The 24,380-nt window shown below is 55.4% G+C and carries 19 protein-coding genes; 11 read left to right on the forward strand and 8 right to left on the reverse strand.

Annotation, left to right across the window (positions count from 1 at the left end):
• Positions 1 to 91 precede the first annotated feature (91 nt).
• From cas6 to NJQ98_RS18655, 5 genes are read left to right on the forward strand one after another with little or no spacing between them, the layout of a single operon-like run.
• Positions 92 to 913: a CRISPR-associated endoribonuclease Cas6 gene (gene cas6, locus NJQ98_RS18635; protein WP_262181536.1), complete on the forward strand. Its 822-nt coding sequence runs from the start codon at positions 92 to 94 to the stop codon at positions 911 to 913.
• A complete protein-coding gene (cas8b, locus tag NJQ98_RS18640; RefSeq protein WP_262181538.1) occupies positions 910 to 3,045 on the forward strand; it encodes a type I-B CRISPR-associated protein Cas8b/Csh1 in 2,136 nt (711 codons plus the stop codon). The genes cas6 and cas8b overlap by 4 nt, the downstream gene beginning before the upstream one ends.
• A gap of 18 nt (positions 3,046 to 3,063) precedes the next feature.
• On the forward strand, positions 3,064 to 4,089 hold the full coding sequence (gene cas7b, locus NJQ98_RS18645; RefSeq protein WP_262181540.1) for a type I-B CRISPR-associated protein Cas7/Csh2: 1,026 nt from the start codon (positions 3,064 to 3,066) through the stop codon (positions 4,087 to 4,089).
• Positions 4,090 to 4,103: 14 nt separating this feature from the next.
• Positions 4,104 to 4,901, forward strand: coding sequence for a type I-B CRISPR-associated protein Cas5b (cas5b, locus tag NJQ98_RS18650; RefSeq protein WP_262181542.1), 798 nt, complete (start codon positions 4,104 to 4,106; stop codon positions 4,899 to 4,901).
• A 15-nt stretch (positions 4,902 to 4,916) separates the two neighbouring features.
• Positions 4,917 to 7,736: a CRISPR-associated endonuclease Cas3'' gene (locus NJQ98_RS18655; RefSeq protein ID WP_262181543.1), complete on the forward strand. Its 2,820-nt coding sequence runs from the start codon at positions 4,917 to 4,919 to the stop codon at positions 7,734 to 7,736.
• 2,378 nt (positions 7,737 to 10,114) lie between these two features.
• Here NJQ98_RS18655 and NJQ98_RS18660 read toward each other — a convergent pair.
• Entirely contained in the window at positions 10,115 to 10,261 is a 147-nt protein-coding gene (locus NJQ98_RS18660; RefSeq protein ID WP_262181546.1) for a hypothetical protein, read from the reverse strand.
• 162 nt (positions 10,262 to 10,423) lie between these two features.
• On the opposite strand from NJQ98_RS18660, the gene NJQ98_RS18665 reads away from it, so the two are divergent.
• Entirely contained in the window at positions 10,424 to 11,029 is a 606-nt protein-coding gene (locus tag NJQ98_RS18665; RefSeq protein ID WP_262181548.1) for a hypothetical protein, read from the forward strand.
• A gap of 331 nt (positions 11,030 to 11,360) precedes the next feature.
• Positions 11,361 to 12,128 (forward strand): DUF1889 family protein, encoded by a 768-nt coding sequence (locus NJQ98_RS18670; protein WP_262181551.1) that lies wholly within the window; start codon positions 11,361 to 11,363, stop codon positions 12,126 to 12,128.
• A gap of 68 nt (positions 12,129 to 12,196) precedes the next feature.
• Here the strand turns inward: NJQ98_RS18670 and NJQ98_RS18675 are convergent, their stop codons facing one another.
• On the reverse strand, positions 12,197 to 12,379 hold the full coding sequence (locus NJQ98_RS18675) for a hypothetical protein (RefSeq protein ID WP_262181552.1): 183 nt from the start codon (positions 12,377 to 12,379) through the stop codon (positions 12,197 to 12,199).
• A 230-nt stretch (positions 12,380 to 12,609) separates the two neighbouring features.
• Entirely contained in the window at positions 12,610 to 13,458 is an 849-nt protein-coding gene (locus NJQ98_RS18680) for an HFX_2341 family transcriptional regulator domain-containing protein (RefSeq protein WP_262181554.1), read from the reverse strand.
• Between the two features lie 157 nt (positions 13,459 to 13,615).
• Here NJQ98_RS18680 and NJQ98_RS18685 point away from each other — a divergent pair, with 157 nt between their 5' ends.
• Complete coding sequence (locus tag NJQ98_RS18685) at positions 13,616 to 14,968, forward strand: hypothetical protein (RefSeq protein ID WP_262181556.1); 1,353 nt, start codon at positions 13,616 to 13,618, stop codon at positions 14,966 to 14,968.
• 45 nt (positions 14,969 to 15,013) lie between these two features.
• On the forward strand, positions 15,014 to 15,307 hold the full coding sequence (locus NJQ98_RS18690) for a hypothetical protein (protein ID WP_262181557.1): 294 nt from the start codon (positions 15,014 to 15,016) through the stop codon (positions 15,305 to 15,307).
• Positions 15,308 to 15,404: 97 nt separating this feature from the next.
• On the opposite strand, the gene NJQ98_RS18695 is transcribed toward NJQ98_RS18690, so the two are convergent.
• Both NJQ98_RS18695 and NJQ98_RS18700 read right to left on the reverse strand, forming a co-directional pair.
• Entirely contained in the window at positions 15,405 to 15,656 is a 252-nt protein-coding gene (locus tag NJQ98_RS18695) for a hypothetical protein (protein ID WP_262181559.1), read from the reverse strand.
• The gene (locus NJQ98_RS18700) at positions 15,653 to 15,961 is read right to left on the reverse strand and encodes a hypothetical protein (RefSeq protein WP_262181561.1); all 309 of its coding nucleotides are present in this window, start codon (positions 15,959 to 15,961) and stop codon (positions 15,653 to 15,655) included. Before NJQ98_RS18700 ends, NJQ98_RS18695 begins: the two co-directional genes overlap by 4 nt.
• 1,050 nt (positions 15,962 to 17,011) lie before the next feature.
• On the opposite strand from NJQ98_RS18700, the gene NJQ98_RS18705 reads away from it, so the two are divergent.
• Entirely contained in the window at positions 17,012 to 17,356 is a 345-nt protein-coding gene (locus NJQ98_RS18705; RefSeq protein WP_262181563.1) for a PadR family transcriptional regulator, read from the forward strand.
• Between the two features lie 51 nt (positions 17,357 to 17,407).
• On the forward strand, positions 17,408 to 18,274 hold the full coding sequence (locus tag NJQ98_RS18710; protein ID WP_262181565.1) for a hypothetical protein: 867 nt from the start codon (positions 17,408 to 17,410) through the stop codon (positions 18,272 to 18,274).
• A 202-nt stretch (positions 18,275 to 18,476) separates the two neighbouring features.
• Here the strand turns inward: NJQ98_RS18710 and NJQ98_RS18715 are convergent, their stop codons facing one another.
• From NJQ98_RS18715 to NJQ98_RS18725, 3 genes are all read right to left on the reverse strand, one after another.
• Entirely contained in the window at positions 18,477 to 18,686 is a 210-nt protein-coding gene (locus NJQ98_RS18715) for a hypothetical protein (protein ID WP_262181586.1), read from the reverse strand.
• Complete coding sequence (locus NJQ98_RS18720; protein ID WP_262181590.1) at positions 18,676 to 19,290, reverse strand: type II toxin-antitoxin system death-on-curing family toxin; 615 nt, start codon at positions 19,288 to 19,290, stop codon at positions 18,676 to 18,678. Before NJQ98_RS18720 ends, NJQ98_RS18715 begins: the two co-directional genes overlap by 11 nt.
• A gap of 1,589 nt (positions 19,291 to 20,879) precedes the next feature.
• Positions 20,880 to 24,338: a UvrD-helicase domain-containing protein gene (locus NJQ98_RS18725; protein ID WP_262181593.1), complete on the reverse strand. Its 3,459-nt coding sequence runs from the start codon at positions 24,336 to 24,338 to the stop codon at positions 20,880 to 20,882.
• Positions 24,339 to 24,380: the final 42 nt, after the last annotated feature.

The raw sequence follows: 24,380 nt of genomic DNA on the forward strand, positions 1-24,380 counted from the left end.
ACTCTACCGCCTGGGGAAAGGTACAAACAATTGGCCTTTCCATGCAACGAACATGCCAAAACATGGTACAGCGATGGAGCTGATGTAACCAGTGCGCATCGAGTTGGGACTTAACGCGATTGCTGACGCAGAATACGATTCTGCGTATCATCATAAACTTCGAGGACGCATTTGGCGCGGGCTCAAGGACTCGGAGCAGTATGATACTGTTCACGAGACGAGTCATGGTGTTGGCTTCGCCTTTTCGAACGTGTTCCCGTGGGGGCATATCGAGGAAGGCGATCGCCGATACGTCCGCATCGCGTCCCCCCGCCGGGAAGTCCTTGATGACCTCATCGCCCACTTTGGAAGGAACCGAGCGTTCGACATCGGACAGATGCGGTTCGAAATCGCAGATGTAAGCGGCCATGCACCGGACGTTGGTGAGCCCGGTTCGACGGGACTCATGGATACGGGAACGGGCGTGTTCTGTGCCATGGGTCGTGAGCGTGCTCAGGAGTACGACATCGACACGTCGAAAATGGATTCAGGTGACGCAGAGACCAAGATCTTCTGGCGACAGAAACATGGGATGGGTCCGCTCCAAGACACCATCCGACGGTCCCTTCAGCAGACCCACGAACAATACGGTGACACGTATTATGATGGGCCAGCGGAGGTTGATGCCCCTCTCTTCGAGAGTTTCGAACCGATCAAAGACAAGGTAACCTACTCGATACCCTTCCAGCCTGCTACGGAGGTTAATCGGACAGTCATCCTCTCGAAGTGGCAGCTTGGCTATCGGGTGCGAGACGAGACTCATCGCTACCATCTGAATCTCGCACTTGATGCAGGGATTGGACAGCGTCGTGAGCATGGCTTTGGCTTCCTGAATCTTCGAGAACAGACCCCACCACGAGCGACCAACTCATGAGCGACCGACCAACGCCCGACGACTTCCAACGTGCGCTGGATAGCTATTGGCACGGCCGTCCGCCAGCCAGTCTGGAGGATGTGATGGCACTCTACGGTGTGCTGGCAGTCGCTGCAAGTGGTGGTTCCCTCTATACGACGCCGAGTAAGCTCGACCCGTTCGTCGACGACGGTCGCCTAATCACCGTCTCTATCGACTTGACGAGTGATACAGCAGAGATTGTCGATGTAGACCAAGATGTCCTTCGTGAGGACGCTATCCCGAAGCTTGGCTATTCCCACAAGTCGTCTGGACGAGGGGCGAAATATAGCCTCACACAAATCGGCTCAAAAAACGGAAACGATGCCGAAGGTGTTAGCAGCACAATTCTTGGTCGTCTCCGCTCGTGGACGGAGCAAGACAGTGTGCAGAGTGTGACTAGCGATGACGGGCATCCGGATGGATGGCTCCTCGAGGCGCTCGCATCGGTGTTCGAAAAAGACTCTGAGAGTCTAGAATCACTGGAGACAGAGCTTCTCGACCGTCTGCCGGCAGACGAATCGCTTCCATACGTGATGACGGTCCGGCTGAAACTCGACCCGGCGGAGATCGAGTCCATTGACGGAACCAATGAAGCGTGGTACTACCCCGCCGATGTCGGTGTTCTCGAAGAGGCGATGCAACGGTATGCGACTGCCAACGCAGCCGATAAGAACATCAAAAAGGGTGCCTCCGAAGGCCACGCTGTCGGGGTCGTGTCAGGAACCGAAGGCCGTGTCGTTGGCACCCCCGAAAGCCCGCTCGGCATCTTTTCGGTAAAGCATCCCGACGCACAGCCTGGTCTCCGCAAGACGGAGTCGTGGCGTAACTACCCGGTTAGCGACGATGTTGCCATGCTGTTTGCCAAGGGCCAGGACCTGATCGAGCGTTGTGTCTATCGAAACGGTGGCATGGAGACGTATGCACTTCCGTACTTCGCCGGCGAAATAACGGGTGAGAAAGCAGATGCGCTCTATCTGGCGCTTGATTCAGTTGACCCAGAGGGTCAGATTGGTGATTCTGCTGACCCGCCGATGGCACAGGTCACATTTCACCTTACTGAAAACGATGACCCAGCCATTCAGCAGCTGGCTGAAGAAGAGCTCCGGTTCTACACAATCACGATGCCAATCGGTGATGACAAGCATATCATCGCTGAGGAACCCGCGGCATCGGTCTATTGGCCAACGACGATTGCAGAGTCACTCCGAGAAACAATCGAGGGCCCGACGCTCACGCCAGCAAAAGGCGGGTTCGAACCCTTCGACAACTGGCCGTTGCTCCAACTCGATTCCACAGACACGATGCGTGCACGCCGGCTCGCGTACACGCTGGTGACGAATCATGAGTTTACCGACGCTGTGTTCGCGTATCGGGATGAAGAGGGCGATGACTTTCGCCGAATTGTTGACCATCGGCTTCTCTCTGGAACCCCGATAGACGCACACCCTCTGTTCGAGGAGTACCTCCAACGGTACCGCGATGCTGCAGAAGGTGGCGAGATTCCACCACAGCAACTTGTCGCACAACAGCTCGTCCACCTGGAGACGCTTTCACGGGCCGGACTCCTTCGAGGACTCGACACGCAAATCGACCCAACGGATGCTACGATGACAGAACCCACTATCGACACGAGCGACATTGAATCGATTCGCGAACAGCGATTAGACCTGTTCCTAGACAGGCCTCTGTTCGACGATACAACTCGGAAGGCAGCGACGTTAGCGGGCGTTCTCGTCGGCCAGATAAGCTGGCACCAGGATTCGGTTCGGAACGTCGGCCGACCACTCGATTCCGGCACCAAAGGCGATCAACTCACGAAGAACGGACTGGAGAACGTTCTGACTGCAGCGCTGGAGAAGGCGAAGCTCTATGCCCAAGATTCCGACCAGTCGTACCACCGTGACCTGCTCTTCCCAGAGACTGTCGATCGACTCCTGGAAAAGACCGAGGAGATGCCGACGGACTGGGATATTGATAAACGCGAACTTCGGTTCTGTTACGTCCTGGGGCATGCCCACGGTCGACGGTCGATGCCAGTTGCATATGAGATGTACGACGATGGTGACACAGATACCGAAGACGCTACCGCTGCAGAGAGTACCGCGAACTAACTGACCCTCACTAAACCAATGACGACACCAAACCGATCCGAGCTGCTGTTTGTCTACGATGCACAGGACTGCAACCCCAATGGCAACCCGATTGGCGACAACCGCCCACGGCGCGACCCTGACACCGGCCAGGGGATCATCACCGACGTTCGCCTCAAGCGCTATCTCCGCGACCAGTTGCTCGATGATGGATTCGACATCTATGTCAAGAAAGTTGATGGTGAAGCACGGACACGGACTACCCTCATCAAGGACGTGCTCGACCTAGTCGGTGATGCTGAGGAGCTTGACGAAGTCGAAGACCTCGGGAGCGACTTTCTCCAAGCTGCGACTGACGTTCGCTACTTCGGTGCAACGCTCAGTTTCGAGGCCAGCGATGACGAAGCAGACGAGAAGTTCCGGGCCGGGTTAAACGATGCGCTGCCGAACCACTACCAGGGCCCCGTCCAGTTCCTGCCATCGAAATCGCTGAACGAGGTTGAAGAGAACGAGGAGTACGATTCCCTCACGAGCGTGATTTCTACAGGTGAAGAGAATCGCCAGGGTGGCTTCGACCTAGACGACAAGCGAATCAAGTACGGAATCTTCCCGTTCTGGGGGCTCGTCGACAACAACGGTGCCGAATCGACACAGCTGGATCAGGCAGATGTCGAACGGCTCGACACACTGTGTTGGCGGGCGCTGAAAAACCAGACCACATCCCGCTCGAAGTTGGGACAGGAACCGCGGCTATACCTCCGCGTGGAGTACGAAGCGGGGAACTATCATCTCGGCGGGCTACAAGATATGCTCGAGCTGAGTGAGCAGAGTGCTGAGTCGCTCCGGTCGGTGAGCGACGTTGTGGTCGACGTTTCAGAGTTAGTGGCGGCATTGAACAACGCGAGCGACCGGATTGAACAACTCCACCTCGTGAGCGACGACCGACTCACAATCGAGATCGACGGTGAGACCATGCAAGGTGATGCATTCGCAGACTATCTTGAATCGGACGGCCATGCCGTCCATCGGATCGATGTGCTCGAAGAACGGGACTTAGCAGCCTGAACGTGGTGTCGACGATGTCACCAGATATTGACGCGGATGGCGTTCCGGACCGCTGCCTATCGTTTACTGTCAAGTCAACCTGGGGCCATTTCAAACGAGTCGGGCGGAGCGCGACCAAGCAAACGTATCGAGTCCCCCCACGAACGACCGTTGCCGGCATGCTTGCAGCTATCGTTGGTGCCGAGCGGAACTCGTACTACGATACCTTTGGGGCTGACAACGCTGCTATCGCGATAACGCCACTGTCGGACATTCGTACGGTCAATATTCCAACCGTGGGGCTCGGAACCGACCCGAAACAGGATGTCACGACGAACGTCGGTAACTACTATAGTGAGTTCAATCTCACCTACCAGAATACCGAAGGCGACCGGCAACTGCACGCGTACGAAGTTCTTGCGGACCCAGCGTACCGTATCGACGTGGCCCTAGAAGACAACGACTTCTACGAGGAACTGCGGGACCACCTCGAGGCTGGAACAGCCGTATATCCGCCCAGCCTCGGGAAATCCGAGTACCTCGCGACGATAGATGATGTCCAAGCGGGGCATCCGGAACGAGTGAACGCGGACACTCAGCTCGATGTGGACTCGGTTGTGCCAGGTTCGCTCTCGGATACGATTCCACAAAGCGGTGTAACGTACGGTGTTGAGCGGTCGCCTGCGGTAATGGAGCGGCATAATGGCGGCCGCCGGACGACCCGGTTCGACGACTATGTTTACACCCAACAGGCTGATAGTACGGTTCAAATCGGAGCCAGAACGGACGCAATCCCTGTTTCCGTCGAATCGCGTACTGTCGTCTTCCGCTGAGTTCCCCCATCACTCATGCAGCTGCCACTGATTTCACACCCGACACGGAACGAGACGCCCGAGACATACACAGAGGCGCAACTGACGCCGCGTGGCGACCTCCGATTGGCGTCCCACAACCGAGTCGTCGCAGACCGAGCAGTCCGACTCTTCGGCAACAACGATGCCACGACCGATGTACTCCGTGCAGCTGCTGCCCTCCACGATTTCGGGAAGGCAACCCCGCAGTTTCAGGCATACGTCCGCCCGGAGGAGACAGCAACGTGTCCCGACGAGGAGACAACGCATGCCCGTCTTGGTGCGTTGGCGACTTGGTACGTGTTGGGCGAACTGAACGCGCCAGATAGAGACCGTCTCGCGGCGACCTTGGCGGTCGCTCGGCACCATCAGGCGCTACCGAACGCGGCACAATACACCGCAGAAACGCTGGCTCGTGCGTTCGAAGAGCATGCAGAGCCAACCCAGGCACAGCTGACAGCCATCGACGAAGTGTGGCCCGAGGCAGCGGAGGCGTTGCTGGCACAAACACCGGTTTCGGATCCGGACTGGGAGCCGTTCTATTCATGGGCACTCTCCGGTGACATCGCGTCGGAACTTCGTGATGTCAGTGCCCGCGAGACACTCGGGGGGTACACGGTCGAGACTGAGGCGCTCCCCAAGCGACTCTACGACCGAACGCTTCGATTCTGGTCAGCACTCACCCTGGCTGATAAGAGCCATGCAATGGACATTCCGGAGGGCTGGATATTCGACTTGCAGACGTTGGGGCGTGGAGCTATCGAGGACTACATCGGAGAGTTGCGGCGTGAGGCGTCCGAGAACAGTCTCGAAGCACGTCTGAACGACGAACGAGAGCGTGCTCGTCGACAGACCGTGCGGGGAGTCCACGAGTGGTTGGCGGCTTCGAGTTCACAAATTGCAACGTTGACCCTCCCGACAGGCTTGGGAAAGACCTTCACAGGATTATCAGCGGCGTTCGAGGCGAGAGATATCCTCGCAGATGATACACAGCCGACGAGCCTCATCGTCTACGCGCTTCCCTATACGAGCATTATCGAGCAGACACGCGAGATATTCGAGAATCCGGAGCTGTGGGGGGCCGATCCACAACAATCGGCACTGACGGTGCATCACTATCTCAGCGAGACGGTCGTGCATCATGATGAGTATGCGGATGCAGACACGGCAGCCACAGACGACGAGACCGCTGCGTTCCTCGGGGAAGCATGGCGCGATGGGACGATACTTACCACGTTCGTACAGCTGTTCGAGAGTCTTGCTGGCCCGACCAATCGACAGGGAGTGAAACTCCCCGCACTCGAGTCGAGTATCATCATCCTGGACGAACCACAAGCACTCCCCAAAGACTGGTGGGACGGAATCGTCCGGCTGCTCGATATCCTGACTGACGAGTACGACGCACACGTCATCGCTATGACGGCAACCCAGCCGAGTCTGGTCAGGAACCTCCAAACCGAGTCACTGCTTGCGAACGGACTACAACACGATGTAGCAGAGTGTGAAGACTGCCAGCAGGGGCCGACGTACGAGACTGACTTACCACCGGACCCGAAGGCGACGTATTTCGAAGACGCAGAGCGTGTCCGGTACACCATCGATGACACGGCGCTGAGTCGGGCCCCTGGCGTCGAAGAGACACACGTTGCTTACGACTCCGCTGCCGATCGCGTGCTAGCGTCAGTTGACGACGAGGGGTCGACACTGGCCATCTGTAACACTATCGGGAGCTCGAGAGAGCTCACGAATGTGCTCAACGCCCGGCCAGATGTGACCCACCTGGGAGAAGCGATTCAAGATGTCCTCAACGAGCACGATGTGGATGCGGCCGACCCAGCTCGTACCACTGGCGCACTCGTCGACGAAGTCATGCAGCGTGTGTCACCTGCCAGTGCAGTACAACCGCCGAATGACGACCAACCGGACCCAAGCCGAGATTTGGACAGCAGCTCAGAGACGTACTTATTGACACTGACATCACGGTGTCGCCCCTTCGATCGGCAGCTGCTGATTGAAATCGCTGACCGCCTCTCGACACGTGACGAGCGATTCGTGCTCGTTTCGACGCAAGCCATCGAAGCAGGCGTTGATCTTAGCTTCGAGACCGTCTTTCGTGATATCGCACCACTGGATAGCATCGTCCAGGCCGCGGGCCGGTGCAACCGGTCCTACGAGTGGGGACGGAACGGCGGCCGGGTGATCGTCTGGATGTTAGCCGACCCAGATGAAGCGACACCGGCGACCCCGAGCACCGACCCACCAGCCTACTACGTCTACGAGAAAGGGGCGACCGACGCTGGTGTGCCGGGACATCTCGAGCTTATCTCGGAGATCCTCGCTTCGGTCCCCGATACAAGCGATGTCGCCGATGCGACGCTCTCTCGGGACGCTGTCGCAGCCTACTTCGACGCTCTCGAAACCAAGTCGCTCTGGAGTGGCGACTTGCGAGCGGCGATTGACGATGCCAACGCCAGATGGCTCGGCAGCCAATCGCTAATCGGTGGTCGCCCGACGTGTGATGTCATGGTCGCACAGACCGCAGCTGACGAGGGTGAAATCACGGCCATCTCTGACTGTCTCGCGGGCGATGACCCGACCGGGTTCGACAAGTTACAGAACGCTGCTAGTCTGCGTGTCTCACTGCCGAAGTCGATTGTCGAGGACACACCACGACTCCCACGACTCGACAGACGCGAGCGCGATGCAGACGGAGTCCAAGTGTTCGAGCATACCGGTGGGACTGGTCTCAAATACGACCTCGTGAGCGGTGGTTTACACTTGGCAGACGAGCCTATCTCCAATCAGTCCCAGTTCTGACCAAAGCCAAGAATAATACACTCGCGGATGGATTATGACCTCAAGAACGTTTCAGACGAACCCTTGCGGGATTGAAGGGCAACGACCTCTCTTGAGGCTGGGCTCTACCGCAGTTTCAGACGAACCTTTGCGGGTTGAAGCAACCCGTCGAACAGGACTGAGCGTGTCCTCACAGCGGTTTCAGACGAACCTTTGCGGGATTGAAGCACCCCTGGCGGCCCATCGCTGGCCGAGACATGGCGTTTCAGCCGAACCTTTGCGGGATTGAAGCGCCGCCTGCATCGAAATCGAGCGCGACGAGCGGTGTTTCAGACGAACCTTTGAGGGGTTGAAGCTTAGCGTGCCTGTCTATGCCGTCCGCGATATTCGCAGTTTCAGAGGAACCTTTGCGGGATTGAAGCACATCAAGACAGGATACAGGCAGCCTTAGGCGGCTGATTTCAGACGAACCCTTTCGGAATTGAAGCTCTGGCTCGTCAGGCGAATTATTGAGAATACCATAGTTTCAGACGAACCCTCCGGGCTTGAAGCAACGGTATCGAGGTTGCCGACTATGCTGCGCTCGCGGCCTCAGACGAACCTTTGCGGGATTGAAGCTCGTTTTTCGTCCGCACGTCACCCCAAGACGGCTCAGTTTCAGACGAACCTTTGCAGGATTGAAGTGTCAAACGGGCCATGAAGAAGGGTCGCCGTCACGGGTGTTTCAGACGAACCTTTGCGGGATTGAAGCCACCCCTGGGCCGGCAAGAACGACCAGGGCGAGGTTTCAGCCGAACCCGTGTGGGATTAAAGCCAGGGCGTCGCCGTCGTCAACGGCCAGGTCGGGCCGTTTCAGACGAACCCGTGCGGGATTGAAGCGCCTCCTGCTCGCACTGGAGTTCTCGAATCTCGTGTTTCACACGAACCCTCCGGGATTGAAGCGAACTGTTCATCCCAGTGTTTGCCGTGTTCGGTGTGTTTCAGACGAACCTTTACGGGATAGAAGCAGGAAGGCCACCCCGTTGTCACCGTTGTCCCCGGCCGTTTCAGACGAACCTTTGCGGGATTGAAGCGGGAGCATCACCAACGCCGCGAACGGGACGAGCAGTTTCAGACGAACTTTTTCGGGATTGAAGCAACCACGGCGAGCACCGCATTGTCACGCCCCACGGTTTTAGACGAACCCTTGCGGGGTTGGAGTTGCTGCATCCCGTTGGACTCGATGACGATTATCGCCGGTTTCAGCTGAATCCTTTCGGGATTAAAGCAACTGTGGGTTGTGCTTGTACTGGTGCACGTCCCGGATTTCAGATGAACCCCTGCGGGATTGAAGCTCGCACGCCGTGCCCCACTTGTTCGCTCGGTGGCTGTTTTAGACGAACCCGTGCGGGATTGAAGCTACTACCCCGGTTACATCGTGGGCTACCTGCTGAAGGTTTCAGTCGAACCCGTGCGGGATTGAAGCAGGTGCTTGTGGCATAAGGGCGAGCCGTCCCCGCGTTTCAGACGAACCTTTGCGAGATTGAAGCTACGAGACACTGCAGACGCTGGAGTGGCCCAACATGTTTCAGACGAACCTGTGGGATTGAAGCCGCTGCCGCAGCTACTCTAGCGACTCGTCCGGGGTTTCAGACGAATCTTTGCGGGATTGAAGCACGTGTAGGTTGCTGTTGGTGTCGGGGTCGGTCACGTTTCAGACGAACCTTTGCGGGATTGAAGCGACGACGATAACGACAGCTCGACCGACGAGGTCGTTTCAGACGAACCTTTGCGAGATTGAAGCGCGCTAGCCAGGACAGCGAGCGAGAGAACGAATGCCAGGTTTCAGACGAACCCTTGCGGGATTGAAGTTGCTACATCCCGTTGGACTCGATGACGACCATCGCCGGTTTCAGACGAATCTTTGCGGGATTGAAGCGCCAGCACGGAACCGCCGATAATCACGCCCCAAAGCGTTTCAGAAGAACCTTTGCCGGATTAAAGCGACCCTGACGACGCTGCGCCCTGAGATTGGAACCCAGTTTCAGACGAACCTTTGCGGGATTGAAGCACGTGGTACGGCGAGGGAAGTTACATCCTCGCCTTGTTTCAGACGAATCCTCGCGGGATTGAAGCAATATGGCGGGTGTCGTCGCCTATTGCCTCACACGTTTCAGATGAACCCTTGCGGGATTGAAGCGAGGTCACGCTCAGCAACGGCGCCGTCAATGCAACGGTTTCAGACGAACCTTTGCGGGATTGAAACGACCACGACCAGCTAGACGACGCAGAGCTGTGCGAGTTTCAGCCGAACCCTTGCGGAACTGAAGCGACGCATGGGCAGTATCGTTCCAGCCCCCGACAGGTTTCAGACAGAGGGTTTCCAGAAGTACCTGACCCATTATATGAAAACCGACTCCCTACTCGACGTTCGCGAGCGTCGCCCGCCACTCAGTGCTCGCCCACGCCGGGCTCCAGGACAGCCATCCCGGCAGCGCCCTCGGGCTCGTAGCGGCCTCGACGTGTTCGGGCAGCAACGGCACAGTCCACGCGCTGGCATCTCCCATGAGGTCGTCGACGGGTTTGTCGAGACGGGGGCCACCGTCCCAGTCGACGTGGTTAACCAACAACCTCAGGTGAGCGTGGCCGACTGTTGGTTAAGCCGCTACGTGGGTCACCGACTCGGTCAGTACAATAGTATGAAGTAGTATAATCTCCCAAACGTTGTTATGACGAATTACTACTGTATTAGAGGCCCAATCAAAGGAATTGAACACCCTGAAGACTCGCCAATGGAAGGTCCGGTATTTGATGAATTTGTAGTCACCGCTACATCTCAAGAAGCTGCCTTAGAGAAACATCAGACCCACTGCGAGGAGCTTGGAATTGAGTTAGAAGATCTGACTGTAGAGGTATTAGATGAGTATCTAGACGAAGGAGACCAATTGTTTGGCGTTGAAGATACAATTTGGCGACCAGGGGACTCAGCCAAGGAAATACAACGAGAACAACCAGTCGATAGTCTGACTCCTATTCATACTGGCATATTATCAACTATACATTGGATGAATAAGAATAATGACACACCAGTTAGCACTGAACGTATCGTAGAACAGTATGAATCGAACCATGATCGTCAACTAGACCCGTCGAAAGTCCCGAAACTGTTTGATGAGCTCCTTGAGGGTGATTTCGCAGAACGAGAGCGGGAGGAGGGAGTTGGGGTCTATTCAATGACACCAGAACGAGTTAGAGAACTTCGACGATATACACTGAAACAGGCGCGTTTGTATGAGTGGGCGGGTAGAAACCTAGCTGGAGAAAACGACGAATAAACATAAAGTATATTTATCTATGCTCTTGGGATGAAGGCCCTGCGAGCTAAGCTCTGTGTGTATGCATCGAGGTTTTAGAAATACTACTGGAAAGTGGCATTTCGCCAGAGGTCAGTTTGCACCCGCACTGACCGACTGTTCCAGTCCCAACTGGACAAAAATTCAAACCGCTACTCAAATCCGCCGCATCGTCGTCACGACCTCTCGCCCGGCCACCCGCTACTGAAAGCCGTTCTAGACGGCCTCGACCCGCTCGAAGCCGCTGTCTATGAGGCAGAGAGGTTACAATCGCTGCCTGCTCTTTTTAATGCAGGGGTAAGAAGGGCGGGTTATGAGCAAAAGTGATCGGCGTGCGTTATTTATTGATGCAGAAGGACCGAATGAAGAGGCTTTGGAGAAGGCGTTGGTTTGGCTGCGCCAGCTTGGTAAGCAAGATTCGGAGAAGCAAGATGCATTGTTGGCAGTCAATACGAAAAATCAGCTTGATGGTGTGCTTTCCTCGGTAATCGGAGACGGGCCAGCTAACGAGCTGGATAAAAAGAATCCAGTGCAGTTAGGTGATGTTGAGATCCGGTTGATGACGAAACGGATTGATCCACAGGGGTGGCGAAGTGGCCCGATCCTTGCGCTATACCCGGATAAGAAACTATTGGACAAAATTGATGACCTGTATGGTGTGACAGATGTCCTTGTTCTTCCGTGGTCCAAGGACGAGGTTGAGGGTTGGATTGATACGTGGGGTGCGACATCATTAACCGGCGATACAAGTGGCACGAAGCCTGCGATTGATGATTCAGTCGTCAAGGAAGCTGTCGAGACGCTTGATGTATTTGTGAACACATCGACCGGTATAACACATCCATCAGATAGGTCGAAGTGTATCGAAATCTTCGAAACATTGCACCGTGAGGGATACGGGTTTAATCCGGCGACGATCCGAGCGTGGTTAGTTGCGGAGAAAGGATGGAGCCCAGAGGATGCCGATGATGTTGAGGAGATCGCTGAGGGTGTGCAAGCAGGAAAGAGCTTCCAGTATGACCGAGGCGGTTTAGCCGACGATATAGTGGACCAGTGGGAGGATCGAGCAGAAGATGAATGATACAGTATCTGCTTATACGATCAATTGCCACACCGACTGAGCGGCTAATCCGCCGTCTTCGTGAGAAATCAAATCCGCCGCATCGTCGTCACGACCTCCCGGCCGGTCACCCGCCACTGACACCCGTTCCAAACAGCCTCGACCCGCATGAAGCCGCCGTCCGACCGCGGCTCGAACTCGATCTTCCGCTTGGGACCACGGACGGGTTCGTACACGAATCCACGAGCGTCGGCCACAGAAGCGCCGTCCATGCGTCCACCGCCCGAGCGAGGTCGCCGACCAGAGAGCCACCGACACGTGGCCCAACGTCCCAGCCACGCTTCCGACGCACATGCTCGCACCAGTCACCGAGCGTAGCGCAAGGCGTCTCGTCGAGCTCGAACATCTGAGGTACAATATATCGACACCGTGAGAAGCTACTGCAATCTAGTCGTTGTTCCAGTAATACTTGGTATCGTTTCTGTTGGTATCAAAATGCGCTTTATTCTTCAACAAGTTCTTGCTCAGCTTCTTCTCGCGCCTTAATAAGTCGCGCAATCAGTTCACCACTGTTCGTGAGAGTGTAGCCATCATCCCCTTTCGAAGCAATCTTGTCTTCCTTTAAGCTCCGAGCTTTTGGATAATGTGACTGCAGGATACTTCTCCGGTTGCTTGCTTCCTTTTCATCTTCTGGCTTTTCAGGAGCAATAACCCCAGCCTGGCTGAGTAATTCAGCCGTACCTGAGGGAGCATCTGCTTCTAAGAGCTGGAGAATTAATCGTATTTTCTTCTCTTCTGTCTTGTCTGGTAGAATATCACTGAGGTCTAATCCTTGTAGTGGCCCAATCTCAAATGGAGTATCCACAACACCCTGACTATCCGTTTCCGTTTGCGAATGTGAGTTCGGATACTTTTCTGCTACGTAGTATATTGGTTCTCCGTTATCTACTAGGGAACATGCAAAAGTAAGGGCAATAGCAACAGGCTTTGTCCCGCCGGAAACATTCACCAAGACCTCGTTTCCTCGCTTACTTTCTTTATATATTAGCTTGTAAACTTCTACAAGAGCTTCATTGAACCGATAAAAATCAATTCCCGTTTTGAAAACCTCGTCGCGATCGTAGCACAGTGTATAATCCTGCACAATACCTTCAACATTTTTTGTGACATCTTCGTTTAATCCATCATGCATTGCTATCGGATCTTTATTGTATAGAATATACACACGGTCGGGGACCTGTTCTTTCAAACTCTTTGCAAGTCTATCTTCATCCTTGGTCGTGGGCAGCATTTGCACCCTTTTCTTTGACATATGTGCTTTGTTAACACAAATTATAATATAGCTTGCCATCTTTCACAGCAAAGACAAAACTGAGTTTACTGCTGGTATTACTATCAAGACAAATCTTAGTCACGTGAACTGATTTGTAAACACGCACTACGTAAGATATATTGAGTGGTATGTACCAGCACCTGGTTATTTGTAGCATACTAACATAGTGAGTTGTATGCCTCCGCCTGACGGCGGTGATCCCTTGTCGCACGAACTGCGGCATCTCGCCGGGGAGCTTTTCCCGCCTGGAATGCAGGAATTCGGGCATCTTTATCTCAAAAGTGTCGTACTTGCGGTCGCTACTGTTCAAGAATCAGCGCCAGAATGCAGTACTGATGTTGTTGTTCAAAAATACTGTAATCAGCTGCGTGAACAGAATGCCCGTCAGTTTGCCCCATTTTCGATTTACATGGGGGGCCGCTATTCGAAACTACTGGACGATAGTCTTCAGGCATTAGTAGATAGAAATATTCTCCAGCGCCGGTCTTCCAGTCACAAGAAGATAGATGCGCGTGTCTACGAAGTTTCTGAGCAACACGCGGACTCGGCAAAACAGCCCCCTGTCTGGGAAGATATTTTCGAAAACTTCAGGCACCAATTTGACCTGAGGAATCCGTTCAAAGACCACTATTGGAACAACGTCATTAAGCTAGCAGCTAACGAGGACGCCTATGAATGGGTAACCTCAACCCCAGAATCGAGAAATCCTGACCTGTTGGATACTCGTGACGAGTGGAACCGGCACGATGACAGCGCAGAAGTACTCAAAAAGATTCAAGGATTTGAAGAGCCTGAACAGGATGCTGCATCTCTCCTCTATGCGTTGCTAAGAGACTACAAGAGTATTGATAGGCGGCAAAAGCGGTATGGAAATGCTGAGACTGTCGAGGAGTCTCGTCGTCGGTTTAGTACCCACTTCATTCAAGAACACTACGAGCAATACGGAGATGAAATACTCGGAGAGATTGTATTCATCGTCGGCTTCTTCGATATTGGTGAAGAGAACTGGCAAGATCCAGACCCGGATATTGCATATCTTCGAGAACACATTACAGCGACTTCTTCAGTAGGGGTTAAACTACCACCTAGTCTCAAAGACGCCGATATAGATATCCGTTCAATATCAGCAGGTGTCCTTGGAGAATTGTCTGAAAAGAATGGCGAGGTTGTTATCTCGCCTATCGCCTTGGTGAAATCGGATGAGCTCCCGGACAGTATCATCGAGCACCAGAGAGATGAACGCCAGAAGCGCATCGAATCTTTGGAACAGGAACAGACGGAAATCCTTGCTGACTTACAAGACAAAACTGGTGATTTAGACGCTTTAACGGAAGAGAAAGTCAAAAAGCAATTGCAGGAAGCGCTAAGAGATAGCGAATTGGATCAGGATGAAGCAGAAGTTTACAAATATCTCTTGCAATTGCTAGCGACTAGCTCCTCCACGCTTGGAATTGAATGGTTGATTAAAAAAGCGGTAGAGAATTATCCAGAATACGCACCAGAAATCTTGAAGGCGATAGGATTATGACCCTGGACTACAATCGTGCTAGTCCTAAGCATGATCATCCCATCTATGGCTGCTGACTCAAGTGGGGGTGATGTGCCAATTCGAGTAGATTCTAAACGTATTCAGCGGATAGATATATTGGTTAAAGCTGCACACTCAGCTAGGGAAAAAGGAGATAACTCGGCTGCAAAAAAGAACTTCCATAGTGCTCTTCATGAAATCAGCGAATGTACTCAGAATATAAGCTCTACACTCAATAAAGATGACTTATCTTCCTCAGACATTGAAGAGCTTGAAGACACTCAAAAATCATTACAAGAGTTAGAGAAAAAGATCCGCAACGAAGTAAAGCTACTATAGTTTGTATAGTTGACTCAGCATACGTATTTGCCAATGGTGATGTCGAAGAATTCGTGCTATCGCAGTCAACTATCAAAACTGTTGTTCTCCTAATCAGCTACGCCGTTGCGATTACCACGTAATGCTCCCCTCTCGGCTGCACCAGCTGCAAATCTAAATCCTCGTTCAACAACGCCCCGTAGACGTCCGACCGGACACATTCCACGTTCGCGAGCGTCGCTTCCAACGACCAGTCGTGATGCTGTCCTTCAGCTGGCGCAAGAACGTCGACCCCAGCCGTCGGGACCAGTCGCCGCAGCGACTCGGCGGCCCACTGAATCCGCTTGCGGTCACCAACGGAGCAGTTCATGCGTCCACCGCCTGAGCGAGGTCGCCGACCAGCGAGCCACCGACATGCGGGCCGATCTCCCAACCCCGCTCCCCACGCACGTACTCGCACCAGTCACCGAGCGTCGCCAGCGGTGTTTCGTCCAGCTCGAACGTCTCGGCGTCCTCAGCAGACTCAGCGTCCCGGGGCACCACAGCAACAGCGCGCTCGTAGCTGTCCCAGTAGTGGCCGGCGCCGTCACCGTCGACGCCGATGAACGTCCCGGGAGACTGAGTGAGTAATTCGCGGGCGATACGTTCTTGGGGGTTCGCTTGCGTAGTCGTCATTGGTTCACACCGGAACCACGCGCCTCGGTGCTCCAACACCGGGGTGATTTCGTGAGAAATCGACCAGCGGCGCGTGTGTTCCTGTCTAATTCTATGTAACGCAGGCACCATAATACTTTTGCTGGCCGTTAACTAAAGTCTGAGCAGAGATGTCTCAGGGAAAACAGTCGGTAAGTGACTCAGAGATTATCGAATCGTTCGACGATATTGAGGGTCCTTTTGCAGCTGCCTCAGAGGTCGGACAATTCTTCGGACATACCCGCCAGTGGGCTCACAAGCGCCTTACAGAATTGCATGAGGAGGGAGCTGTTGAGCGGAAGAAGACGGGTAATCAGTCTGTCGTCTGGTGGGTCGAAGACTAAGTTTCCCGAGTCTCTGAAAGATACTGACGACCCTCGTCGGTCACCCAGTAGAAACGAGAGTTGCCGCCTGGATTTTTACTGTCTACGTACTTTGAGGACTCCAGTTTTTGCAGCTGTTGATGTCCCCACTGCCGAGTTTTATCGAATTCGTTGCCTATCTCACCAGCAGTAAACGCTGGGTCGGGGGATTGGACCATGTAGAGAAGAATCTCACGCGGGCTCGCCGACGGATCTGGTCCTCTAGGCACAACAAATGACAGTCCGGACTGTCGATTAAGTTATGCGGTATTTTTCATTAACGGCCAGCAAAGGTTAAGTGGCCATAGCCGAACACAGTGAAATAGAGCGGCGTCCCAACACCGCGGCGTCGCGTTGAACCCATGACCAAAGGAAAGCCCACCCACGACGAGAGGCATCGCTGCCGTGCACTACCGACCCCACCAGTCCGACCGCCACAACACTACCGGCAAAACCTACACTTCCGTTCACGGTTCTGCCCACGAAAAACCACCGGAGGGCAGTACTTCCGCTCACTTCCGTTCACTTTCCGTTCATCGGCCGTCTTCGACGGCCAGCGACGCTCTCCGAGCCGTTCAACCCACCCAAACCCCCCGCAAATCGACTTCCGTTCACGCGCCCGCCCCAGCGCCTTTACCCACCCTGTCGACCCCACGATGGAGGACCACCGATGACGACCTACCACGACCTCACGGGCTTTCGCCGGGACTGTCTGCAGGCCATCGCCGCCTGTGAGGGCGAGCCCTACGGTCTCGCGCTGAAGGAATGGCTCGACGACCGCTACAGCGAGCCCATCAACCACAGCCGACTCTACCAGAATCTTGACCGACTCGTCGAGGACGACCTGGTCGCGGTCGCCGAGACGACCACCGATGACGAGCGCCGCACCGTGTATACGCTGACCGACACTGGCCGACAGCTGCTCGAAGCCCACGCCGGCGAGGTCGCCCAGCTCCAACACCAGGGCACACTCATCGCCGACGGCGGGCACAAAGATACTCGCATCTTTCACTGAGCCCACGCCGTGGTCGGTTTCGCCCGGTTCGGTTCCGGGCGTGGGTCGTGCATGTCAGACCAGACTGCAGCCGATGCCCAAGCAAGCGCTGTGGCCAGCTCCAGTGCAGTTGATTGCGAGTTGGGGACCATGGCGGAAGAAGATATCCAGACGCTCCTGACGGCGCTTGGGGAGCGTGACGTCGACCCTGTGGTCCACACGCTGCTGGAAACGCTGGTGGCTGAGCGGGACCGACTTGCAGAGCGGGTCGACGAGCTTGAAGCCAAGCTCGAACGGATCCACGACGTCGCCACGACGGCCAGCGGCAAAAGTGAGGCCACTGACAGTCGCCTCGACGACCTGGAGGACGCCCACGACGAAACACGGGATATCGCCCGGAGTGCTATCGGAAAGGCCCAGCAGCTGGAGGCCGACGCCGACCAGCAGGAAGACGCCGAGACCCTGCCGGATGGAGTCGAGCCCAGCAGTTCACCGCTAGATTTCTTCGCGAACTGTCGGGAGCAGACTGTCAAGGAGGTGTTCGTCGAGGAGAGTAATCGCCAGAACACCTACCGCGCCATCAAGATTGCCAAGCGATGGCCTGAATTCGGGACTAAACGCGTGGATGGCTCCGGCGTTTTCTTCACCAAAGACGATTTGACGACGGCATTGACTGCGGAATTAGGCAAGGAGCCCCATCGCCAGACTGTCAAGCGAGTGTGGTCGAAGCTCCAGGAGTTGGGTGGCGAGGATGCCCGGGTCAAGACCAGAAAGGTGGGCCGGCGCCAGTCGTCGACGGAGATACTAACGATGGACCGGGCAACGGCCGAGGGCTTACTGGAGAAGCGCTACCTCGGGTTGGACCTGCTCGATGGTCACTCCGCTACGACCGGCGGTGTCACGCCCGTTGTGACCGGCGCCGACGGGGCTACGGTGTGACGAGGGGGAGTTAGCAACGGGAGCAGTGGTGTGTGGAGCCGCCGGCACGTGCCCTGTCGGCGTTGACGCCTTGTTCGCTAGCTGCAGCAGGCGGGAGACGGTTGCTGTATAGACACTTTCAGAAGCGGATACACCGGTAGCGGCTACGTCGATGGACTGCATCCGTCACAACGGCTGTGAGCTGTCTATGGGGCGACGCGGGTCACTCGTCGGCCAGTGCATCATAGATGTCGCGATGTGCGTCCCGGCTGTCCTCAGCTAGTTCTCTGAGAATAAGGTCTTCTGCCTCCTCAAGGAACTCGTCAGGAGGCTCCTCATCATTGACCTCGATATATTTCTGTCGGGCCTGCTCCAGCAGCTGCTCAAGGAGGTTTATTGGGGGATCACCAACATCGTCCTTGTCAGCTGCCATCTGTAGATTCAGATTCTTCCTCGGTAAGGTTAACCGTTGTGCCATACTCACGGGTCAGACCGAACTGGTCCCTGACTGATGTCGCATCATCATCCTCGGGGATGATGTCTTCGAGATCCTCATCAGAGTACTCCGCTACAAGCGCAAGAATAAGAACTACGAGGCCAGCAAGCGGGTCAGAGTCCGCATCTGGCGCTACCTCTGTCGTTTGATCGGCGAGATAGGCCGGTCCGGCGGTATCGTCGATCAATGTTTCACGCACTGAGAACAGCTTGAGCATCGACCGAATATCATCACCGTAGTCCAGCTGGTATCCATTCAGTAGATAGAACAACTCAGTTGTGTTGAGCGCAGTTCGTTTATTGCCATCCGCAAACCAGTGGTTCGATGCCAGTAGGCGCATCAAGTGAAAGGCCTTCTCATGGACAGTCGACGGCACCTCACCGAAGTATCCATCGCGGATATACGTGAGGACGAACTCGACGCGGTCCGGGTCGTGAACACCCGAATCCGACGACGAATCCTCAGCGATGATATCAGCATGTAATGTCAAGATGTCGTCGACAGTTGGATACCAGAAATCGTCCTCCGCTGAATTATTCATTTCCCTCCTTATTCCAAAGAGGGGTGACGATTGTAGGTCTGATGATTCTTGCTGCACTCACTGCCAGTTGAACACCGATAGCTTCCACAGGTAACCGGTGCCCCACATCTGTCCTCTTCATTGGTGTCCCCCTGGGAAGTAGTGTCCCCTTCGTCGTCGGCGGCGTTGTCGCTATCGGCATCGATCTAACCCCACACGTCGACGCAACGGCCTTCGCTGCGCTGGTCGCGGGGACCGTTGTGGCCGCCTACACGGGCAGGGTCATGTACCTGCTCGCGCCCGCAGTGCTGCAACGGCTGTACGGGATCGATCGAGGACAGCGATGACGGTCGTCGACCACGCCGGCTGACCACTGGTAGCGCTCGCGATGGTTTCGAACGGGAGGTTTAGAGCCAGACGTGGGCAACATCTGGTCCGAAGAGTGTGGGACCCGGGCCCATCAACGATGGCGCGGGTGGGCGAATGTCAGAGGGGTATCGCAAGCGGGGACCGAGTCCCACCTGCATATGCAAGACGGGTGTGTAATAAGTTTTCAGCCTCACTGCTGCCAGTCACGGAAAGTGCCTGATGACGACCGTCGAAGTAATACCTAGCCGCTCTCTCGCCCGAGCTGTAGGCAAAATACTGGGTTATATTGAGTTTCTATGAGTATTTTCTTGTCTACTATTATAAGACCTAATTTCCCGTATTCACGTCAGATATAGCTTCTTAGGTAGTATCTGGTATTCTCAGTTATATTTTCACAGTATTCCACTCCTAATTTGGTGAAATACGCGTTCTCCAAACTGTTGAGGGGTGTCTGGAGAATTAGATTTATATATGGGTGTTTCAAAACGTCTAACACAGTGGTTTTCAGTATTCTCCAGACTTTTCCAGTTACAACCGGCAAGTGAGATATTCTTAGTTAGACCTCAACGCCGCAAATGGCGAAATCAGCCGTCTCCAAACTGCTGAAGACTCTCCACTCTTTTTCGGAAGGGGTTGAACGAAGCGAAAACGCCTCTACGGCTAAAAATATGGATTGAGAGAGTCTGGAGAGCTTAAATTCCTTCATGGGAGATATCCAAAAATCCTCTCCAGACTATTTTACGAGCTGAAAAGAGATTAGAGCCTCTTTAAAACTGTTAGCTATCTCCCCACACTTTGTATTGTTGGGGGAATAGTCCAAAGAGAAGGGGGACAATAGAACAATAATGGTGTGAAGCCAAGTACGCTCGGCAGCGGGCTACAAACGAGCGCCGCTCTGGGGGACCCCCAAAGGGAGAAGTATCAAAATATGGATACACGGATGTGGAGACGAGTGGGCAGCCAGTGAGTGACGAGAAAGACGACCACCGGGAGGGCGGCGACGGTGATTGATCCCAACATCGTCGCGAACAGCGTCGACGTTGGCCCCATGGTCGGGCCCGACGCCGAACCCTCCATCGAACCGACGAGTCTACCCAGTGGGCTTTGACGAACTATAAAATCGGGATTGGATTGTCATCAGAACGCAGAAATGACCACAGACCTCGGCTCGGTCACCGCCGAGCCGGTCGAAGTTGCAGGGCTGCCCCTCTAGGCGCAGGTCTCTCCACGTCTGAACCTAATCACCGCGACCGAAGTTGTTCCAAAGACTCCCGAATATCGTCCTCAGAAACCGTCAGGTTATGAGTGAGGGATTTGGTTCCGAGGTATGTGAGTGTCCCAGAGACCTCGGGGTTCGTGTCTCCGGGCAGTTGCTGTCTGAGTGCCCAGACATAGAGTCCGACCTGTCGTTTATGCCGGGAACGGAGCGCCTCTCCAGGTTCCGTGAGTGCAATCTTCAGGTCGTCCACGTGCCAGGTGCCGTCCGGAGTGACGGAGACGATGTCGACATGGTTGTGTGCTTCTACCTTGATTCCTGCTACGTTAGCGACTGCATCCACTGGTTCCTCGATAAACTGTGCTGAGCTTGCTTGCAATCGGGTCCATGTTGTTGTGGCTGCAAACTGCGGGCAAACAGTGTTACCCACGAAGTCACGGATAGCCGCTCGCTCGGATAGGCTGGCCTTGGCGGCGTGGTCGGCAACACTAGCGACTAGCGCCTGTTCCAATGGTCCCGAACAGGCCCGGAGGTGCTCTGTACTGATATCCAGGCTGATAGCCGCCGTCAGTACGTCGTGTGCAATCGTTCCGACAGTCTCCGGGCCAACAGCGTCGAACGGGAGCTCCAATTCTGAGTCGGGGTCAGGTTGCTCAGTATGTAACGCTCGGCCTTGCAGATATGGGAGCCAGTGGCGGTCGAACGCTGTCTGGAGCGGTGCGAGTGTACTCCCACTGATGAACCGTGGTGTCCGCCGGGTTTGGACTGGCGGCGGCGATACTGATGCTCGTGGGACTGGTTGAGACGCAGTCGACATGGGCGGTGGATCGAACGGGACATCATTCACACCGACTGTAAGTGGTCTCTGACCGTCGGGTCGCTGTACTGTGAGCTCGTAGCTACCCTGTTGTGGTGCCCGCTCTAGTTCGAGTGCGTGCTGGAGGGTGCCGACCCAGCTGTTTCGTGGCGCTTGTGAGCCGCTTGCTTGCTCATGTGGGAGCGAGAGTACGAGGTGATCTCGCGCCCGGGTTAGAGCGACGTAGAGGAGTCGCCAGCGGTCGGCCCTGTGGGCGATGCCGGCTTCCTGGAGTGACGGTGCGCCGGCGAGGTGGTCATCGACCCAGCGATTAGCTATCCATCGTAGCGGTGTCGACTCGGTTTGGTCCCCCTGTGTATCCTGCTCGACCTGTATCCTGGCTTCCGTTTCCGGGGGTGCCAGTGCGACCGTTTCGGTATGGTCGAGAAACACTTCGCCGTGAGGGCCGTAGGCACCTACAGGTTTGCTTATATCTGCCAAACAGACGACATCGGCTTCGTCGCCCTTCATATTGTGGATGGTTCGGAAGACGATGTCGTAGTCCGCCGTGTTCACTACTGGAACTGCTGGGCCGTGTTTTGGCTCACGACGATACTCGTCAAACACGGCTGAGAGGTCTTCGAGACTGTAGCGGTCGGTCCCTTCCCACTCACCGACATGGTCAAGTAGCGCGTCGATGATTGCGAGGCAGCGTTCCTCATCCTCGACGAGCCCTAGCGGGTCGGTCCGCAAATTGAGCGTCTCGATGATGTCTTCCAACACGAGCTCGCCGGGGTCGCTCGCGTGGCGGGCCTGTCGCGTTGCGAGAGCGCGAAGCCCGCCGATAAACGATTCGACGGCAGGGATGAATTCAGTCTTGTCTGATACCGCCTCGAACTGAAAGTCGTGATTGGATACCACTTCCTTTGGAGCGGTCTCGAGTGGGCTGTCCGCTGGCGGCGTCGCTCGGAGGAATGCACAGGCCTCATCTTCGAACAAGGCCCGCGTCCGGTCTGGGTCGAACGGATTGACAAGCCAGTCGACGACCGCACAGATGAGTTCGACGAGCGGTGTCGCGAACAGCTGTTGGCTCGCGTTGGAAACTGCGAGCCCGCGGGCCTGCAGTTCTCGTTCGAGCAGGTCCATATTCGACCGTCGGGGGAACAGGACGGTAATCTCCGTCGTCGATCCCTGGGTGTCAAACTCAGCTGTCGCAATAGCACTGTGGAGGTAGTTTGCAAGGGTATCAGCTTCACCGGTCTCGAACCATTTGTCGCTTCCCGGAATTCCGTTGGCGTGATATCCCGCCACGTGTACTGAGGGCGTCTGGTTTCCATCCCGATCGGTGGTCACCAGTGGATAGTCCGTCTCCAGCGTCTCGACAGCGCCGCGTTGCGCATCAGTGAATACGTCGGTAAATACGGTGTCGACAGCGGCGGTGATGTCCGGTCGCATCCGGTACGTCTTCGCCGCCTGTTCTCGCTCGTGAACGCGCCAGTCTCTGTTGAAGTAATGGCCCTGTGTGCAGGCCTGTGAGAACAGGTCGGGCCGAGCGTTACGCCAGCTGTAGATACACTGGTTCGTATCGCCCGCGAGCAACACACGGGCGTCATCTGGTACTAATTCCCCGAGTGCGTCGTGCTGAACGACAGAGATATCTTGTGCTTCGTCGACCACCAGCGTCTGGAAATGCTTCGCATGCCGCTGTCGGATGCGCTCACGGACTGTCTCGTCGACCGTATGGTCGGCGCCACGTTGGTCGCCGGTAGCCGTGTCGAAGAACGTTGCAATCCAGTAGGCTACATCACTGTGGCCGATGACGCCGCGGTCGCGACAGGTGCTGTCGTAGACACGTTCGTAGGCGACGACGAGCGAGGTGAACGCGCTGATACAGTCGCGCCAGTGGTCGTGACATTCCTGATCGCGATGAACTGCCGCTTCAGGCGACTCGGCTGGCTCGAACGCGTCCGCCGCAGTATCGTTGTAACTCCGTCTGATGTCGTTACGAATGTCTGTGAGCGTAGAAGGCGGTCCCTCTGGATAGATATCGTCGACGGTGTCTGTGAGCTGGTCACGAAAGGCCCCTTCGGAGAGCCGTCGCTCGCGTTTCGCTTTGCGGCCCGCTTCCAGCAGGTCGTCGACTCTTGTTGACTCGCCGTATGCGTCTTCCAATTGCTCGAACAGCCCGGCGTACTCGGGTTCCTTGCGTAACTCCTCGAGGCTGTCACGACGGAGCGAGGCCAGCAACGCTTCATTCCCGACTGTGGGCATCTCGTCGAAGCCGACTTCTGTCGTAACGCCTTCGAATACTGACCGAAGGACACTATCGATAGTCCCAATGTACTCCGACTGGCGGAGACCACGCTGGAGTCTGTTCGCGGTTTGGTCATCGAGTGACTGTTCAGTCGTCAAGTTGTCGTCGGCAAACGCGGTGAGTACGGCATCTAATCCGGGTTCGATACTTGCGGCATCGTCGCGGGAAAACGAGACAACTGCAAGACAGTCTTCAGGATGTGGTGTGCCGGCGTCTGCAGCAGTAGCCAGTCCCTCGGCTGCGATTTGCTCTGCTGTCGTCGACTTCCCGAATCCGGCAGTACACGCGAGTGTGAACAGACCGGATTCGTGGTTGAGAAACGCCTCACGGATTCGCGCCTGTGCACCCTCTAGTTGTGGGATGTTTTCACTCACTGGCGCCACCCCCACGCACTTCGCTTTCGTTTCGCCCGATAG

This window comes from Haloarcula laminariae (genome assembly GCF_025457605.1).
GTDB lineage: Archaea > Halobacteriota > Halobacteria > Halobacteriales > Haloarculaceae > Haloarcula > Haloarcula laminariae.

What these genes read in the sequence shown, in the direction of transcription:
- cas8b (WP_262181538.1), top strand. Translation starts at nt 910, where the DNA reads ATGAGCGACCGACCAACGCCCGACGACTTCCAACGTGCGCTGGATAGC.
- cas7b (WP_262181540.1), top strand. Translation starts at nt 3,064, where the DNA reads ATGACGACACCAAACCGATCCGAGCTGCTGTTTGTCTACGATGCACAG.
- cas5b (WP_262181542.1), top strand. Translation starts at nt 4,104, where the DNA reads ATGTCACCAGATATTGACGCGGATGGCGTTCCGGACCGCTGCCTATCG.
- NJQ98_RS18655 (WP_262181543.1), top strand. Translation starts at nt 4,917, where the DNA reads ATGCAGCTGCCACTGATTTCACACCCGACACGGAACGAGACGCCCGAG.
- NJQ98_RS18660 (WP_262181546.1), bottom strand. Translation starts at nt 10,261, where the DNA reads ATGGGAGATGCCAGCGCGTGGACTGTGCCGTTGCTGCCCGAACACGTC.
- NJQ98_RS18665 (WP_262181548.1), top strand. Translation starts at nt 10,424, where the DNA reads ATGACGAATTACTACTGTATTAGAGGCCCAATCAAAGGAATTGAACAC.
- NJQ98_RS18670 (WP_262181551.1), top strand. Translation starts at nt 11,361, where the DNA reads ATGAGCAAAAGTGATCGGCGTGCGTTATTTATTGATGCAGAAGGACCG.
- NJQ98_RS18675 (WP_262181552.1), bottom strand. Translation starts at nt 12,379, where the DNA reads ATGGACGGCGCTTCTGTGGCCGACGCTCGTGGATTCGTGTACGAACCC.
- NJQ98_RS18680 (WP_262181554.1), bottom strand. Translation starts at nt 13,458, where the DNA reads ATGGCAAGCTATATTATAATTTGTGTTAACAAAGCACATATGTCAAAG.
- NJQ98_RS18685 (WP_262181556.1), top strand. Translation starts at nt 13,616, where the DNA reads ATGCCTCCGCCTGACGGCGGTGATCCCTTGTCGCACGAACTGCGGCAT.
- NJQ98_RS18690 (WP_262181557.1), top strand. Translation starts at nt 15,014, where the DNA reads ATGGCTGCTGACTCAAGTGGGGGTGATGTGCCAATTCGAGTAGATTCT.
- NJQ98_RS18695 (WP_262181559.1), bottom strand. Translation starts at nt 15,656, where the DNA reads ATGAACTGCTCCGTTGGTGACCGCAAGCGGATTCAGTGGGCCGCCGAG.
- NJQ98_RS18700 (WP_262181561.1), bottom strand. Translation starts at nt 15,961, where the DNA reads ATGACGACTACGCAAGCGAACCCCCAAGAACGTATCGCCCGCGAATTA.
- NJQ98_RS18705 (WP_262181563.1), top strand. Translation starts at nt 17,012, where the DNA reads ATGACGACCTACCACGACCTCACGGGCTTTCGCCGGGACTGTCTGCAG.
- NJQ98_RS18710 (WP_262181565.1), top strand. Translation starts at nt 17,408, where the DNA reads ATGTCAGACCAGACTGCAGCCGATGCCCAAGCAAGCGCTGTGGCCAGC.
- NJQ98_RS18715 (WP_262181586.1), bottom strand. Translation starts at nt 18,686, where the DNA reads ATGGCAGCTGACAAGGACGATGTTGGTGATCCCCCAATAAACCTCCTT.
- NJQ98_RS18720 (WP_262181590.1), bottom strand. Translation starts at nt 19,290, where the DNA reads ATGAATAATTCAGCGGAGGACGATTTCTGGTATCCAACTGTCGACGAC.